Source organism: Stenotrophomonas sp. CFBP 13724, assembly GCF_014841975.1.
GTDB classification, from domain to species: Bacteria; Pseudomonadota; Gammaproteobacteria; order Xanthomonadales; family Xanthomonadaceae; genus Stenotrophomonas; species Stenotrophomonas lacuserhaii.
In genome coordinates, this window is record NZ_JACYUW010000001.1 from 2163334 (window position 1) to 2179835 (window position 16502).

13 protein-coding genes are annotated in these 16502 nt (G+C 65.9%); 10 read left to right on the forward strand and 3 right to left on the reverse strand.

All coding sequences use genetic code 11. From position 1 onward, the window contains the following. Nucleotides 1-27: 27 nt before the first annotated feature. The 8 genes from bamA (at nt 28) to IFT63_RS09685 (ending at nt 12074) form a co-directional block, all read left to right on the forward strand. Nucleotides 28-2391, forward strand: coding sequence for an outer membrane protein assembly factor BamA (bamA, locus tag IFT63_RS09650; RefSeq protein ID WP_192083952.1), 2364 nt, complete (start codon nt 28-30; stop codon nt 2389-2391). 234 nt (nt 2392-2625) lie between these two features. After that, complete coding sequence (gene lpxD, locus IFT63_RS09655; protein WP_192083953.1) at nt 2626-3648, forward strand: UDP-3-O-(3-hydroxymyristoyl)glucosamine N-acyltransferase; 1023 nt, start codon at nt 2626-2628, stop codon at nt 3646-3648. Next, complete coding sequence (fabZ, locus tag IFT63_RS09660; RefSeq protein WP_042613830.1) at nt 3645-4100, forward strand: 3-hydroxyacyl-ACP dehydratase FabZ; 456 nt, start codon at nt 3645-3647, stop codon at nt 4098-4100. The genes lpxD and fabZ overlap by 4 nt, the downstream gene beginning before the upstream one ends. A gap of 19 nt (nt 4101-4119) precedes the next feature. Then, entirely contained in the window at nt 4120-4911 is a 792-nt protein-coding gene (lpxA, locus tag IFT63_RS09665; RefSeq protein ID WP_042613829.1) for an acyl-ACP--UDP-N-acetylglucosamine O-acyltransferase, read from the forward strand. Next, a complete protein-coding gene (lpxB, locus tag IFT63_RS09670) occupies nt 4908-6155 on the forward strand; it encodes a lipid-A-disaccharide synthase (protein ID WP_192083954.1) in 1248 nt (415 codons plus the stop codon). Before lpxA ends, lpxB begins: the two co-directional genes overlap by 4 nt. Next, nucleotides 6152-6829 (forward strand): ribonuclease HII, encoded by a 678-nt coding sequence (locus IFT63_RS09675; protein WP_192083955.1) that lies wholly within the window; start codon nt 6152-6154, stop codon nt 6827-6829. Before lpxB ends, IFT63_RS09675 begins: the two co-directional genes overlap by 4 nt. Before the next feature lie 629 nt (nt 6830-7458). After that, nucleotides 7459-11040 (forward strand): DNA polymerase III subunit alpha, encoded by a 3582-nt coding sequence (dnaE, locus tag IFT63_RS09680; protein ID WP_042615286.1) that lies wholly within the window; start codon nt 7459-7461, stop codon nt 11038-11040. Nucleotides 11041-11114: 74 nt separating this feature from the next. Continuing rightward, nucleotides 11115-12074 (forward strand): acetyl-CoA carboxylase carboxyltransferase subunit alpha, encoded by a 960-nt coding sequence (locus IFT63_RS09685; protein ID WP_192083956.1) that lies wholly within the window; start codon nt 11115-11117, stop codon nt 12072-12074. A gap of 328 nt (nt 12075-12402) precedes the next feature. Here IFT63_RS09685 and IFT63_RS09690 read toward each other — a convergent pair whose 3' ends face one another. Continuing rightward, complete coding sequence (locus IFT63_RS09690) at nt 12403-12858, reverse strand: CopD family protein (protein WP_192083957.1); 456 nt, start codon at nt 12856-12858, stop codon at nt 12403-12405. A gap of 63 nt (nt 12859-12921) precedes the next feature. Between IFT63_RS09690 and IFT63_RS09695 the strand changes: the two genes are divergently transcribed. Together IFT63_RS09695 and phaZ are read left to right on the forward strand one after the other, a co-directional pair. After that, the gene (locus IFT63_RS09695; RefSeq protein WP_042615289.1) at nt 12922-13512 is read left to right on the forward strand and encodes a class I SAM-dependent methyltransferase; all 591 of its coding nucleotides are present in this window, start codon (nt 12922-12924) and stop codon (nt 13510-13512) included. 96 nt (nt 13513-13608) lie between these two features. Continuing rightward, nucleotides 13609-14916 carry a polyhydroxyalkanoate depolymerase gene (gene phaZ, locus IFT63_RS09700; RefSeq protein ID WP_192083958.1) on the forward strand — a complete coding sequence of 436 codons (1308 nt, stop codon included), beginning with the start codon at nt 13609-13611 and terminating at the stop codon, nt 14914-14916. A 171-nt stretch (nt 14917-15087) separates the two neighbouring features. On the opposite strand, the gene IFT63_RS09705 is transcribed toward phaZ, so the two are convergent. Both IFT63_RS09705 and IFT63_RS09710 read right to left on the reverse strand, forming a co-directional pair. Further along, on the reverse strand, nt 15088-16110 hold the full coding sequence (locus tag IFT63_RS09705) for a sensor domain-containing protein (RefSeq protein ID WP_192083959.1): 1023 nt from the start codon (nt 16108-16110) through the stop codon (nt 15088-15090). Further along, entirely contained in the window at nt 16107-16472 is a 366-nt protein-coding gene (locus IFT63_RS09710; protein ID WP_042615292.1) for a PadR family transcriptional regulator, read from the reverse strand. Before IFT63_RS09710 ends, IFT63_RS09705 begins: the two co-directional genes overlap by 4 nt. Nucleotides 16473-16502: the final 30 nt, after the last annotated feature.

Sequence of the window (16502 nt, forward strand, 5' to 3'; positions counted from 1 at the left end):
ACGCAATCGACCTCAACCGGACGTGACATGACGCGACTCCCGAACCGCCGCCTGCTGGCCCTCGCCCTCGCTGTTGGCATCGGCGCCCCCGCACTGGCCCAGGCTGCCGCCCCCTTCACGGTCAGCGACATCCGCGTTGACGGCCTGCAGCGCATCAGCTCCGGTACCGTTTTCACCTATCTTCCGGTGGAACGCGGCCAGGCACTGACCGACGCCAAGATCAGTGAAACGATCCGCGCCCTGTACAAGACCGGCTTCTTCGAAGACGTGCAGCTGGACCGGCAGGGCGACATCCTGGTGGTCACGGTCAAGGAACGCCCGGCCATCAACAAGCTGACCGTCACCGGCAACAAGGACATCAAGTCCGACCAGCTGCTGAAGGGCCTGAGCGATATCGGCCTGACCGAAGGCGGCACCTTCGATCGCCTGAGCCTGGACCGGGTGACCCAGGAACTGCGCCGCCAGTACAACGACCGTGGCAAGTACAACGTGGAAATCACCCCGGTGGTGAGCCCGCTGGACCGCAACCGGGTGGACATCGCGATCACCATCAAGGAAGGCAAGGCGGCCAAGATCCGCCACGTCAACCTGATCGGCACCGAGAAGTTCGAAGCCGAAGACATCCTGGATACCTGGGAGTCGAAGGAACACAACTGGGCCTCGTGGTATCGCCGCGACGACCAGTACTCCAAGGAAAAGATGTCCGGCGACCTGGAAAAGCTCAATTCCTGGTACCTGGACCGCGGCTACGTGGACTTCAGCATCGACTCCACCCAGGTGTCGATCAGCCCCGACAAGCGCGACATGTTCATCAGCGCCGGCGTCACCGAAGGCGAGCAGTACAAGATCTCCGAGATCAAGGTCAGCGGCGATACCGTGTTGCCGCAGGAAGATGTCGAGCGCATGGTCATCCAGAAGCCCGGCGATACGTTCTCGCGCGCGCTGCTGGAGTTCAGCAGCAACAGCATCACCAACTCGCTGTCCAACATCGGTTATGCGTTCGCCAAGGTGAACCCTATCCCGACCAGCAACCGTGCCGACCGCACCGTGGCGATCAACATGCAGGTCGTCCCCGGCCCGCGCGTTTCGGTCCGCCAGATCGTGTTCCGCGGCAATACCCGCACGTCCGACGAAGTGCTGCGCCGTGAAATGCGCCAGTTCGAGAACAGCTGGTACTCGCAGGCCGCCATCGACCGTTCCAAGATCCGCCTGCAGCGCCTGGGTTACTTCGAGGCGGTGGAAGTGGAAACCCCGGCGGTCACCGGCAGCAACGACCAGGTCGACGTTGTGTACAACGTCAAGGAAACCACTTCGGGCAGCTTCGTGTTCGGCCTGGGTTATTCGCAGTCCTACGGCATGACCACCTCGGTGCAGCTGTCGCAGAACAACTTCCTCGGCGGCGGCAACCGCGTGTCGGTGGAAGCATCGCGCAGCAGCTACCTGCAGCGTTACGGCTTCAGCTACACCAACCCGTACTTCACCGATGACGGTGTGTCGCTGGGCTACAACCTGTCCTGGCGCGAACTGGACTACTCCGACTTCAACACCGCGCAGTACAACAGCACCAACGGTGCCGCGCAGATGGTGTTCGGCGTGCCGATCACCGAGACCGATACGGTTTCGCTGATGTTTGGTATTGACAGCAACCAGATCACGACGTACCCGGGCTCGACGCCGAAGTCGATCATCGACTACATCAATGCGGTTGGTAACGAGACCTTCCACGCATGGCGCAGTGAACTGGGCTGGGCACGCGATTCGCGCAACGACTACTTCATGCCGACGCGTGGTACGTATCAGCGCGTAGGCCTGGAAGCCACCCTGCCGGGCTCTACCGTTGAGTACTACAAGCTGAATTACCAGATCAGCAAGTACTGGCCGATCATTCCTTCGCTGGTGATCAATACGCGCCTCGAACTTGGGTACGGCGACAGCTACGGAAAGGATGTATCTCGCGTTCTTACGGAGGCGGATGGCACACAGCGCGTGGTCACCGCGTCCGGCCTGCCGTTCTACGAGAATTTCTATGCCGGTGGCACCAATTCCGTCCGAGGTTTCGAGGACAACACACTCGGTCCTCGCGAAGTTACGCTCAACTATCCCAACGGGCAGCCGCTGGGTGGCTCGTTCAAGTCCGTCGGGTCCGTTGAAGCCTATTTCCCGCGCCTGTTCGACAGCCCGTCAGCGCGTGTCTCCGCCTTCCTTGACTTCGGCAACGTCTACAACGGCGTCGATAACTTCAAAGCCAATGAACTGCGCGTTTCAACCGGTGTAGCTCTGTTGTGGCGTGCCCCGGTAGGTCCGATCTCGATCAGCTACGCCTTCCCGCTGAAGAAGGAAGACGGCGACGAAGTCGAACGCCTGCAGTTCACCTTCGGCGGCCAGTTCTAACAGCTGCTGCAGGTATTACAAGATCGCCGGGCATTGCCCGGCGATCTTGTTTCCGGCAGCGGCCGCCCGCCACCGCGCTTTGCGCTTGGGGCGGGGACCTGAGCCGAGGGATGGGTCTGCGGGGTGTCCTGCTCAGCCCGACCCATCCCCGCCACCGTTGCAGGGAGGTGCTGCACGGCCAATCCACCGAAGCCAGACAATGACCCCCGTCACGCCACGCGGTAAACTCCCCGCGTGAACACTCCTACCTACACCGCCCAGCAACTCGCCGAGCAGTTCGGCCTGCAGGTCCATGGCGATGCCTCCACCTCCATTGGTGGCGTGGCGACGCTGGCCCATGCCGGACCGGGCCAGCTCACCTTCCTGGCCAACCCGCGCTACCGCGCGCAGCTGGCCGACAGCCAGGCCGGCATCGTGGTGCTGCGCGCCGACGACGCCGAGGCCGCCCCCGGCACCGCGCTGGTCGCCAAGGATCCCTACAACACCTTCGCCCGCATCGCCGCCCTGTTCGACGTGGCGCCCACGCGCGCGCCGGGCATCCACCCCAGCGCGGTCATCGACCCCAGCGCGCAGGTGGCCGCCAGCGCCCACATCGGCCCCTTCGTCACCATCGGCGAGCGCAGCGTGGTCGGCGAGAACTGCATCATCGGCGCCGGCAGCGTGGTCGGCGAAGACTGCACGCTGGACAGCGGCTGCGAACTGATCGCCCGGGTCACCCTGGTCACCCGGGTGAAGCTGGGCAAGCGCGTGCGGATCCATCCCGGCGCAGTGCTCGGCGCCGATGGCTTCGGCCTGGCGATGGACGCCGGCAAGTGGATCAAGGTGCCGCAGCTGGGCGGCGTGCGTATCGGCGATGACTGCGAGATCGGCGCCAATACCTGCGTGGACCGTGGCGCCCTTGAAGACACCGTGCTGGCCGAAGACGTGCGCTTGGACAACCTGGTGCAGGTCGCCCACAACGTGCAGATCGGCGCCCATTCGGCCATTGCCGGCTGCACTGGCATCGCCGGCAGTGCGAAGATCGGCCGTTACTGCCTGCTGGGCGGCGCCGTCGGCGTGGTCGGCCACCTCGAAATCTGCGACAAGGTCGTGATCACCGGCAAGTCCGTGGTGCGCAATTCCATTACCGAGCCAGGCGAATACTCGTCCGGCACCCCGTTGACCGACAATCGCACGTGGCGCAAGAACGCCGCGCGCTTCAAACAGCTCGATGCGCTGGCCCGTCGCATCCTGTCTGTGAGCAAGGAGAAGGAATGAGCCAGGAACAGACCCTGCCGGACATCGCCCAGATCCGGGCATTGATCCCGCACCGCTACCCCTTCCTGCTGGTAGATAAAGTCGTGTCGCTCGACTTCGAGAACCGCAAGATCGTCGCGCGCAAGAACGTCAGCATCAACGAGCCGTTTTTCCAGGGGCATTTCCCGGAACAGCCCATCATGCCCGGCGTGCTGATCATCGAAGCCATGGCCCAGGCCGGTGGCGTGCTGACCCAGCTCACGCTGGGCCGCGATGCACAGTCCAAGCTGTTCTACATGGTGAAGGTCGACAACGTCCGCTTCAGTGACAAGGTGGTCCCCGGCGATGTGCTGGAGATGCACGTGGAGATCAAGCGCGTGATCCGCAACATGGCGGTGTACGACTGCAAGGCCTTCGTCGACGGCAAGATCGTCGCGTGCGCCGAAGTCATGTGTGCCGGCACCCGCGAATAACCCAACAGGAGGACCACCGATGAGCGGACACGCTCCGTTGATCCACCCCACGGCGGCAATCGATCCGTCGGCGAAGCTCGCCGACGGGGTCCGCGTGGGCGCCTTCACCCTGATCGGTGCCGATGTTGAAATCGGCGAGAACACCGAGATCGGACCGCATTGCAGCGTGCATGGTCCCACCCGGATCGGGCGCGACAACCGTTTCATCGGCCATGTGGCGGTGGGCGGCGAGCCGCAGGACAAGAAGTACGCCGGCGAACGCACCGAACTGGTGATCGGCGACCGCAACGTATTCCGTGAGTTCGTCACCCTCAACCGCGGAACCGGCGGCGGCGGCGGCATCACCACCGTGGGCAATGACAACTGGATGCTGGCCTATACGCATGTGGCGCATGACTGCCACGTGGGCAACCACTGCGTGTTTTCCAACAACACCACGTTGGCTGGCCATGTGACCGTGGGCGACCACGTGATCATCAGCGGCTTCGCCGGTGCGCACCAGTTCTGCCGCATCGGCGCGCATGCGTTCCTTGGCATGGGCGCGTTGACCAATGGCGACGTGCCGCCATTCACCATGGTGGGCAGTGATTCGCTCGGCCGCCCGCGTGGCATCAACAGCGAAGGCCTGAAGCGCCGCGGTTTCGACGCCGAGCGCATCGCCAGCATCAAGCGCGCTTACCGCACCCTGTATGTGGCCGGCCTGCCTTTGGCCGAAGCCAAGGTTCAGCTGGCCGAACAGGCCCGCAGCAGCGAAGACGTGGCCGAGCTGCTGGCGTTCATCGAGCAGGCCGAGCGGCCGCTGCTGCGATGAGTCCTGCGCCGCTGCCGCCGACCGCTGCGGTCATCCCGCTTCGCGTGCACAACGCCAGCTTGCCGGCGCACGTGGATCCGCGGCCGCTGCGCGTTGCACTGGTGGCCGGCGAAGCCTCCGGCGACCTGCTGGGTGCAGGGTTGGTGAGCGAACTCAGGGCGCGTTTCCCGAACGCCGAGTTCGCCGGCATCGGCGGCGACGGCATGCGCGGCGCGGGCTGCCAGACCTGGTTCGATGCCAGCGAACTGGCAGTGATGGGCCTGACCGAAGTGCTGCGGCACCTGCCACGCCTGCTGAAGCTGCGCGCGCAGTTCCGCCAGCGCGCGCTGGAGTGGCAGCCGGACGTGTTCATCGGCATCGACGCACCCGATTTCAACCTGCCCGTGGAGCGCTGGTTGAAGCAGCGTGGCATCCGCACGGTGCACTACGTCAGCCCCTCGGTCTGGGCCTGGCGTGAGAAGCGTGCCGAGAAGATAGGCGCCAGCGCCGACCTGGTGCTGTGCCTGTTTCCGATGGAACCGCCGATCTATGCCCGGCACGGCATCGATGCGCGTTTCGTCGGCCACCCGATGGCCGATGACATTCCCCTGCACGTGGACCGCGAGCAGGCGCGCGCGGCACTGGGCCTGCCGTCCAATGCCAAGGTGCTGGCCGTGCTGCCGGGCAGCCGGCTGGGTGAAATCAGCCGGCTCGGTGAACCGTTCTTCGAGGCGGCCTGGCAGGTATTCGAGCGCATCCCCGGGCTGCACGTGGTGGTACCGGCGGCAAACGCGGCCTGCCGTGCGCTGATCGATGAACAATTGTCGCGCTCGGCGTTGCCGGTGGTGCATTCGCATGTGCTGGATGGCCAGGCACGCACGGCGATGATCGCCGCCGACGTGGTGGTGCTCGCCTCCGGTACCGCCACCCTGGAAGCGATGCTGGTGAAGCGGCCGATGGTGGTGGGCTACCGGGTCAATGAGCTGACCTACCGCCTGGTCAAGGCGCTGGGCCTGCTCAAAGTGGACCGCTATGCGCTGCCCAACATCCTGGCCAACAAGGATCTTGCGCCGGAACTGATGCAGCACGACTGCGTGCCGGAAAAGCTGGCCGCGGCGATCCAGCAGTGGTTCGACCATCCGCAGAAGATCATCGACCTGCAAGCGACCTACGAGCAGCTGCACGGGGCGTTGCGCCGCGATGCGTCGGCGCGCGCGGCCGACGCGGTAGCCGAACTGGTCCAGCGCGGAGCGGTGGCCCCGTGAGCCGTCGCGTCGCTGCCGCTGCCACGCTGGCGCTGTTCGGCGCGGCCGGACCGGCCCCCGTGGTAGTGCGGCGTATCGCCGGTGTCGACGAAGCCGGCCGCGGTCCGTTGGCCGGTCCTGTCGCGGTCGCCGCCGTGGTGTTTGATCCGGCACGGCCACGCATCAATGGGCTGGACGATTCCAAACAGCTGACTGCCGCCCGTCGCGAGCAGTTGTACGACCGCATCGTCGACCGCGCACTGGCCTTCCATGTGGTGCTGGTGGATGCGCCCACCGTGGACCGGCTGAACATCTACCAGGCCACGCTGCAGGGCATGCGCGATGTGGTGGCTGCTGTCGCCCACGTGGCCGAACTGGCCCGCATCGATGGCAACGTGGTGCCCAAGGGCCTGGCGTTGCCGGGCGAGGCGCTGATCGGTGGCGATGCCATCGACCGCGCGATCATGGCCGCCTCGATCCTGGCCAAGGTCAGCCGCGACCGGTACATGCAGCAGGTACATGCGCAGTACCCGCATTTCGGCTTCGACCAGCACAAAGGGTATGGCACGCCGGCGCACCTGTCGGCGTTGCGCGCGCACGGCCCGTGCGAGGAGCATCGGCGCAGTTTCGCCCCGGTGCGGGAGTGTCTGGCGGTGCCGGTTGCTGCTCCTGTGGAGATGGCGCTGGCGCTGTGAGTGGGTCGAACGGGTGAGACCCCCTCGCGGGTGGCTGCTGTTTGAAGCCACAGCGTTGAGTGGGTCGGGCGGGGAGGCTATGCGGGGCACGCGCAAGTACGTCCATGTAGCTCTTCGCGGCTCCTGCCGCTCAAGGCCCCGCACACCCTCCCCGCCCGCCCCTCTGACAGGTTCCGGGGGCCGCCAGCCGCGTAATGAAAAAAAAGAACAAAGGCAGGGGTCAGAGTCCTTTCGCTGCGCGAAAGGACTCTGACCCCATGTTTCTCCCACCCGTCCAACCCCTGCTCTGTCCATGGCCGCCATGGACCTGTCGAAGGCGGGGCGGGGTGGGTTGGCGGGGGCGTTGAGCGCCATGGATGGCGCGAAACGAGGCCCGCAGGATGCGGTAGTTGCCGTCCCCCGCCAACCCGCCCCGCCCCGCCCCGCCAACAAGCAGCCCTGCAGCTCTGGCTCCGGCTCTCGCCCTGGCTTCTAAGCCCACGCGCAGCGTGACAACTACACCCCCACGTCAAGACCTTGTCCGTACAGGCCCTCGCCGCTACCCTGAGCACGCACTCCTGCGCACCTGCGACCCCGGCGGCCGTTCCTACGCCTGCTCCCGGGGCCGGTGCGCTCCAACCTGGTCCGGCATGTCCAACTCCCGTTTCGTCCATCTCCACGTCCACACCGAATTCTCGCTGGCGGATTCCACCATCCGCGTGCCGGCGAAACCGGAACAGGCTGACCCGAAGAAGGCCAAACAGGCCAACCTGCTGTCGCGCGCGGTCGAACTTGGCCTGCCCGCACTGGCCGTCACCGACCTGAACAACCTGTTCGCGCTGGTCAAGTTCTACAAGGCCGCCGAAGGCGTGGGCATCAAGCCCATTGCCGGCGCCGACGTGATGATCGCCGAGGAAGGCCAGGATCCCTGGCGGATGACCCTGCTGTGCCGTGACCGCGAGGGCTACCTCAGCCTGTCGCGCCTGCTGACGCGTGCGTGGATGGAAGGCCATCGCCCGGAAGGCGGCGTGGCCGTACACCCTGAATGGCTGAAAGCCGGCTGCCAGAACCTGTTCGCACTCAGTGGCCGCGACAGCCTGGCAGGCCGCCTCGCCGCCGCCGGCAAGCACGACCTCGCCGAACAACAACTGGCCGACTGGCAGCGCGTGTTCGGCGATGGCCTGCACCTGGAACTGACCCGCACCGGGCGCGAAGGCGAAGAGGCGTTCAACCAGTTCGCGCTGATGGCGGCCGGCCAGCGCGGCCTGCCGGTCATCGCCAGCAACGATGTGCGCTTCCTGCAGCCCACTGATTTCAGCGCCCACGAAGCGCGCGTGTGCATCGCCTCCGGCCGCGTGCTGGATGATCCCAAGCGTCCGCGTGACTACAGTGACCAGCAGTACCTGAAGTCGTCCGAAGAGATGTGCGCGCTGTTCGCCGACATCCCCGATGCGATCGACAACACCCGCGCACTGGCCGAGCGCTGCAACATCGAAATGCGGCTGGGCACCTACTTCCTGCCCAACTACCCGGTGCCCGACGACGAGACGCTGGACAGCTGGATCCGCAGCGAAGCGCGCAAGGGCCTGGCGCTGCGCATGGAGAAGAATCCCGTAGCGCCTGGCATGACCTTGCAGGACTACAGCGACCGCCTGGAATTCGAGCTGGATACCATCATCAAGATGGGCTTCCCCGGCTACTTCCTGATCGTGGCCGACTTCATCCAGTGGGGCAAGAACCAGGGCATCCCGATCGGCCCGGGCCGTGGTTCCGGTGCCGGGTCGCTGGTGGCCTGGGCGCTGCAGATCACCGACCTGGACCCCCTGCCCTACAACCTGCTGTTCGAGCGCTTCCTCAATCCCGAACGCGTGTCGATGCCCGACTTCGACATCGACTTCTGCATGGACCGCCGCGACGAAGTCATCGACTACGTGGCGCGCAAATACGGACGCGAACGGGTCAGCCAGATCATCACCTACGGCACCATGGCGGCCAAGGCCGTGGTGCGCGACTGCGGACGCGTGCTGGGCTTCCCGTACGGCCTGGTGGACAGCGTGGCCAAGCTGATCCCCAACATCCTGGGCATTTCGCTGAAGGATGCAATGGGCGAAGGCAAGGACAGCGAGATGGCCTCGCCGGAGCTGATCCAGCGCTACCAGAGCGAGGACGATGTCCGCGACCTGATCGACCTGGCCCGGCAGCTGGAAGACCTGACCCGCAACGCCGGCAAGCACGCCGGTGGCGTGGTCATCGCGCCGGAGCCACTGGCCGAGTTCTGCCCGCTGTTTGCCGAGCATGACGAGAACGGTATCGGCCGCAACCCGGTCACCCAGTTCGACAAGAACGACGTGGAAGAAATCGGCCTGGTGAAGTTCGACTTCCTCGGCCTGCGCACGCTGACCATCATTGACTGGGCGGTGAAGGCGATCAACAAGCGCCATGAGCGCGCCGGCATCCCGCCGGTGGACATCACCCAGCTGCCGCTGGACGACGCCCCCACCTACAAGGACATCTTCGCTTCGGGCAACACAGGCGCGGTGTTCCAGTTCGAATCCTCCGGCATGCGCCGCCTGCTGAAGGACGCCAAGCCCGACCGCTTCGAAGACCTGATCGCGCTGGTTTCGCTGTACCGCCCCGGCCCGATGGACCTGATTCCTTCCTTCGTCGACCGCAAGCATGGGCGCGAAGACGTGGAATACCCCGATCCGCGCACCGAGCGCATCCTGCGCGACACCTACGGCATCATGGTGTACCAGGAACAGGTGATGCAGATGGCGCAGATCGTCGGCGGATACTCGCTGGGCGGCGCCGACCTGCTGCGTCGTGCGATGGGCAAGAAGGTGCCGGCCGAGATGGCCAAGCACCGCGAGATCTTCCGCGAAGGCGCGGCCAAGGACGGTGTCGGCGAGGCCAAGGCCGATGCGATCTTCGACCTGATGGAGAAGTTCGCCGGCTACGGTTTCAACAAATCCCACGCCGCCGCCTACGCACTGGTCAGCTACCAGACGGCCTGGCTGAAACGGCATTACCCCGCCGAGTTCATGGCCGCCACGCTGTCTTCGGACATGGACAATACCGAGAAGGTGGTCGGCTTCCTGGACGAGGTGCGCAACCTCGGCCTGACCGTGCTGCCGCCGAAGGTCAACCAGTCCGCCTACATGTTCGAAGCGGCCACGCCGGACACCATCCAGTACGGTCTGGGCGCGATCAAGGGCGTCGGCCAGGGCGCCTGCGAAGCGGTGGTCGACGAGCGCCTGCAGAACGGGCCCTATACCGACCTGCTGGATTTCTGCACGCGCATCGGTTCGGCCAAGCTCAACCGCCGCACGCTGGAAGCGATGATCAACTGCGGTGCGCTGGATGAGCTGGGGCGCAATCGTGCCTCGCTGGCCCTGCAGCTGCCCGAAGTGATCAAGGCGACCGAGCAGATGGCGCGCGAGCGCGCGTCCGGCCAGAACTCGCTGTTCGGCGGCCCGGATCCGAATGCACCGGCGATCCACCTGGAACTGCAGGAAACTGACGAATGGCCGCTCCTGCAGCGCCTGACCGGTGAGCGCGATACGCTGGGCTTCTACCTCAGCGGACACCCTTTCGATCCGCATCGCGACGACGTGCGCGACCTGGTCGGCACCGATCTCGGCGCGGTCGAGAAGATCTGGAGTGCCGCCAGCGGCGGGGGCGGCGGGGGCGAAAAGCGCTGGCGTCCAGAAGTGCAGACCGTGCTGGCGGGCCAGGTCGTCGGGGTGCGCCGCAAGGGCGAAAGCCAGATCTTCATCCAGCTTGAGGACGGCCGCGGCCGGGTCGAGTGCAGTGCGTTTTCCGATGCGATGGCCGAGTTCGGCCACCTGATGACCAAGGACCGCATCCTGGTGGTCAAGGGCGGTCTGCGCGAGGACGAGTTCAATGGCGGCTTCGCCCTGCGTATCCGCCAGTGCTGGGACTTCGACGAGGTCTGCGCGAACTACGCCACGCGGCTGTCGCTGCGCGTGGACCTGCGCCGCGAACGGCCGGTCTGGGAGCGCGTCAATGCGCTGCTCGACCGCCATCGCCCGGGCCGCACGCCACTGCGCCTGGACCTGCTGCTGAAGGACCCGGAAGGGTCGCTGGCGGGGATGTTGGACGTGGGCGGTGAAAGCGCCGTACGCATCGATTCCAAGCTGATCCAGGCCCTGCGCGCCGACCCCGCGGTGCGGACGCTGAAGGTGCGCTACAGCCCGCCGTGGGCGAGCTGACCAGACGACGGCGTACGGGGCATCCGCACGCATTCGGCTAAACTTCCCCCCTTACATTCATACGACGGCTTCCGATGAATCCGAACTACCTCGACTTCGAGCAACCCATCGCCGACCTGGAAGCCAAGATCCAGGAGCTGCGCAGCGCCAGCGCCGGCCCGGCGGTCAACGTTGAAGCCGAAGTAACGGCCCTGCGGGGCAAGCTGCGCACGCGCACCGCGCAGATCTTCCGCAACCTGACCTCATGGCAGGTGCTGCAGCTGGCCCGCCATCCCTCGCGTCCGTACACGCAGGATTACCTGCACCTGATGTTCGACGAATTCCAGGAGCTGGCCGGCGACCGTGCCTTCGCCGACGACAAGGCGATCATGGGCGGCCTGGCCCGCATCAATGGCCGCGCGGTCATGGTGATCGGCCACCAGAAGGGCCGCGACACCAAGGAAAAGATCAAGCGCAACTTCGGCATGCCCAAGCCGGAGGGCTACCGCAAGGCACTGCGCCTGATGAAGATGGCCGAGCGTTTCGGCCTGCCGGTGCTGACCCTGATCGACACCGCCGGTGCCTGGCCGGGCATCGATGCTGAATCGCGTGGCCAGTCCGAAGCCATTGCGCGCAACCTGATGGAGATGGCCGAGCTGAAGGTGCCGGTGATCTGCACGGTGATCGGCGAGGGCGGCTCCGGCGGCGCGCTGGCGCTGGGTGTGGGCGACCGCACCATCATGCTGGAATACAGCGTGTATTCGACGATCAGCCCGGAAGGCTGCGCCTCGATCCTGTGGAAGGACGCCAGCAAGGCCAAGGACGCCGCCGAACAGCTGGGGCTGACCGCCCCGCGCCTGAAGGGCCTGGGCCTGATCGACAAAGTGGTGCGCGAGCCGACCGGCGGCGCACACCGCAACCCGCTGCAGATGGCCAAGCGCCTGAAAGCCGTGCTGATCAACGAGCTGGATGCGCTGCAGGACCTGCCGACCGACGAACTGCTGGCCAAGCGCTACACGCGCCTGCGCAGCTACGGCACCTACGATGCCGCGTAACGCGCGGCCCTGGCAGCGTCGAAGGCAGCGGCAGGAGCCGCGCCAACGTCGCTTGCGACGGCCCGCAGGGTGCCGGTCAGGCCGACCGGCATAGCCATGCTCGGCGGCTCTCCGATAAGGCACCTCGATGCGCTTGGTAGCACCGAGCCATGCTCGGCGGCTCTCCGATCAAACACCTCGATGCGGCTGGTAGCGCCGAGCCATGCTCGGCGGCTCTCCGATCAGGCACCTCGATGCCGGACGCAGGCCGCGCTTCGCGCTCGCCGAGCATGGCTCGGCGCTACCGGCGCTACCGGCGCGCCCGCGCGCCCGCGCTACCCAGCGTGGCTCAGAACGGCTTGGCCAGTACCAGCCATACGATCGGGATGAAGGCCAGCAGCGGGATCTCATTGATCCAGCGCAGCGCGCGCGAAGACGGCAGCGCGCGGCCCTTGGCCACGCCTTTCAGCAGCCGCCCGATCCAGATGAAATACCCCAGCAGCACCACCACCAAGCCCAGCTTGGCGTGCAGCCAGCCGGCGCCGCCTGCTGCCACCATGGTCGGGAAATCCGGGATGACGCGGTAGCCGAGCCACAGCACCAGTCCCAGTACGAAGGCCAGGCCGAACATGCTGTGGCCGAAGCGGTACAGCCGCAGCCCCATCAACTGCAGGCGTTCACTCACGGCCGCCTGTCCTGCCGTCTCGGCGATGTTGACCAGGATGCGCGGCAGGTAGAACACCGTCGCCATCCAGGCCACCACAAACACCAGGTGGAAGGTCTTGACCCAGAAGTAGGACTGCATGTGCTCGCTCCAGCGGCTGGCGTAGGATGAGCACCATTTTCACCGATGCGCAGAGTCACGTACATGCACAAGACCTACGACGCCGCTTATTTCCAGCACTGGTACCGCCGCGCCGATATCGGCGGCAGCGCGCGGCTGGCGCGCAAGGTCGCCTTGGCCGTGGCAAGCGCCGAGTACTACCTGGAACGCCCGATCCGCAGCGTGCTGGACATCGGCTGCGGCGAAGGCGCATGGCGCGCGCCGCTGCTGAAGCTGCGCCCGAAGCTGAGCTACCTGGGCTTTGACAGCAGCGACTATGCGATCACCCGCTACGGTCGCACCCGCAACCTGCACCCGGCCAGCTTCGGCGACTTCGCCTGGCTGCGGCCGTGCGCGCCGGTGGACCTGCTGATCTGCTCGGATGTGATGCATTACGTGCCCGACCGCGAGCTGCGTGCCGGCCTGGCCGGCATCGGCGAGCTGACCGGGGGCGTCGCCTTCCTGGAGACCTTCGCCGCCGAGGACGACTTCGACGGGGACCACGAAGGCTTCCACCCGCGCCCGGCACGCTGGTACCGGCGCGAACTGGGCAAACACGGCCTGACCCCGATCGGGTCGCACTGCTGGTTGGGCGCTTCACTGGGCCAGGAGGCCGCAGCGCTGGAAAAGGCCTGAACTGGCCACTGCCGGATCTGCGACCCCAATTAATATTCCGCTGCGCCTGATCAGGTATGCTGCACGGCAACATATGACCATACATATTGAGTCGATATGCTCTACCAGCTTCACGAATTGACCCGTAATCTGTTGGCCCCCTGGGTCCACCAGGCCCAGGCAAATGCCCACTTCTTCAACAATGCCGGCCACTGGTGGGGGCAGATGCCCGGTGCCGATCGCCTGGCGGCGATGAACGAGCTGTTCCATCGCCTGGGCAAGGATTACGAGAAGCCCGAGTGGGGCATCAACGAGATCGACGTGGACGGCGAGCGCGTGCCGATCGTGGTCCATGAAGAGGTCAGCAAGCCGTTCTGCAAGCTGCTGCGCTTCAAGCGCCACAGCAACGAAGCCGACCAGCTGCACACCATGCTCAACCAGCCGTTCGTGCTGGTGGTGGCGCCGTTGTCCGGCCACCACGCCACGCTGCTGCGCGATACCGTGCGCACCCTGCTGCGCGACCACCGCGTGTACGTGACCGATTGGGTCGACGCACGCATGGTGCCGGGCAGCGAAGGCGAGTTCGGGCTGGATGATTACGTGGAGTACATCCAGGCGTTCATCCGCCACCTCGGCGTTGAGCGCCTGCACGTGGTGAGCGTGTGCCAGCCCACCGTACCGGTACTGGCTGCGGTTTCGCTGATGGCCAGCCGCGGTGAACCGACGCCGAAGTCGCTGGTGATGATGGGCGGTCCGATCGATGCGCGCTGCAGCCCGACGGCCGTGAACAACCTGGCTACCCAGAACCCGCTGTCGTGGTTCGAAAACAACGTCATCCACACCGTGCCGCCGAGCTACCCCGGCGCCGGCCGCCGCGTGTATCCGGGCTTCCTGCAGCACGCCGGCTTCCTGTCGATGAACCCCAGCCGGCATTTCAGCTCGCACTGGGATTTCTATGCCGACCTGGTCAAGGGCGACCTGGAAGACGCCGACGCGCACCGTCGCTTCTACGACGAGTACAACGCGGTGCTGGACATGCCCGCCAAGTACTACCTGGATACGATCAGCGTGGTGTTCCAGGATTTCCTGCTGCCGCGCGGCGAGTGGTACATCAAGGGTGAGAAGGTCGATCCTTCGGCCATCCGCGATACCGCGCTGTTGAGCATCGAAGGCGAACTGGACGATATCGCCGGCCTCGGCCAGACCGAAGCGGCGCAGTCGCTGTGCACGGGCATCGCCGAGGACCGCCGCGAGCATTTCATCGTCGAAGGCGCCGGCCATTACGGCATCTTCAGCGGCCGTCGCTGGCGCGAAGTGGTGTACCCGAAGGTGCGCGATTTCTTCGCCGCCAATGCCGAAGCACCGGCCTCGGCGAAGCCGAAGAAGAAGAGCAACGTCACCCCGTTGCGGCGGAAAACCAGCTGACAGCCCGCGTTGGTGCTGACGGCCAGCGGCCGTCACTACCGTTGAACCAAGGTAGCGCCGAGCCATGCTCGGCGGCTTTTCGATCCGGCATCGTGGTGGCTGACACAGGCCGCGCTGCGCGCTCGCCGAGCGCAGCGGGGTGACGGCCAGCGGCCGTCACTACCGCCGTCCTTACAACCGCACCAGCAGGTGCTTGGCCAAGGTGCCGTGCATGCGGCCGACCGCCCGCGCCAGGTGCAGCGTGCCGAACAGCAGCAGCCCGCCAGCCAGGGCCAGCAGCGGCGTTGCCCAAGCCCCTTCCAGCAGCGGCAAACCGTTGATGGTCACGCCGGTATAGGCACCCGGGAACCACACCGCCACCGGCGACCAGATCAAGGCGAGTGACAGCGCCAGCAACGTCGTCGCCACGGTGAAGTAGGCGATGCCCAGCGGTAGCATCAGCACGAAGTACAGCAGGGTCAGCCAGGTGCGGCCGTCGGTGAACATGTCGCCGATCCGCTGCAGCCAGCTGCGGCTGCGGTCGCTGAAGCGCGGACGACGCGGCATGCGTTCGCCCAGCAGTGCCTCCACCAGCCTTCCCTCCAGCAACGACAGCCCGCGTATCGAGCCGAAGAACAGCACCGCCACCGGTACACCGATGATCAGGATCAGCAGGCCCAGCGACAGCGACAGGCCGGTGACCACCCAGCTGAAGAAGAAGGTGCCCGTGGCCAGCGAAAGCAGCATGTAGAACAGCGCGCCGTAGGTGTGCGGATCCACTACCACGCCGAAGAATCGCGCCGCCAGCGAACGCGGTGGCGACGGCGGCGGATCCGGGAGGGCCGGACCGGATGCCGCCACGCCGGCCGCCGGTGGCACCGCATCGAAGCCGCTGCCCAGTGCAGGGGTGATCGCAACACGTGTTCCGAGCGGCGTCTTCGGCGTACGCAGCGCGCGGTTCACCGTCAGCTCGGTTTCACGGTAGATGTCGGCCACCTCGTCCGGCGCGCCGTAGCTGCCGGCCACGTCGGCGATCACCTCGCCCTCGCTGCGCCCCGGCTGCGCGGCCAGTTCCGAACGCAGGTACTCCTCGGCGTCGTACAGCGCGTCCTGGACCATCGCCGGATCGGCATCGTGCAGCGCGGCGCGCAACTGCGCCAGGTAATCGGGAATGGTCGCCGGCAGGGTCCTGCCCATGGTGTGCTCGATGTTCATTGCAGTACGCCCTCCAGAACGGAATCGACGGAATCGCGGGTGGCACGCCAGGCCTGGATCCACTGCTCCAGCACGGCACGTCCCTGCTCGGTGATGCGGTAGTAGCGTCGCGGTGGGCCGCTGGTGGAAGGCTCCACGTGGCTTTCCAGCAGGCCGGCCCCTTCCAGGTTGCGCAGCACCGGGTACAGGGCGCTCTGCTTGCCACTCAGTACGCCCTCACCCACCTGCTCCAGTTCCTTGGCGATCAGGTAGCCGTACAGCGGCTCCGGTGCCTTGGCCAACACCGCCATCAGCGCCAGCGACACGGTCCCCGCACTGAGCTCCTTCTGGAACTTCTTCAGCTGGATCTCTTCATCGACCATGGCGGCATCTCCACTACGTTGAAGTGAACA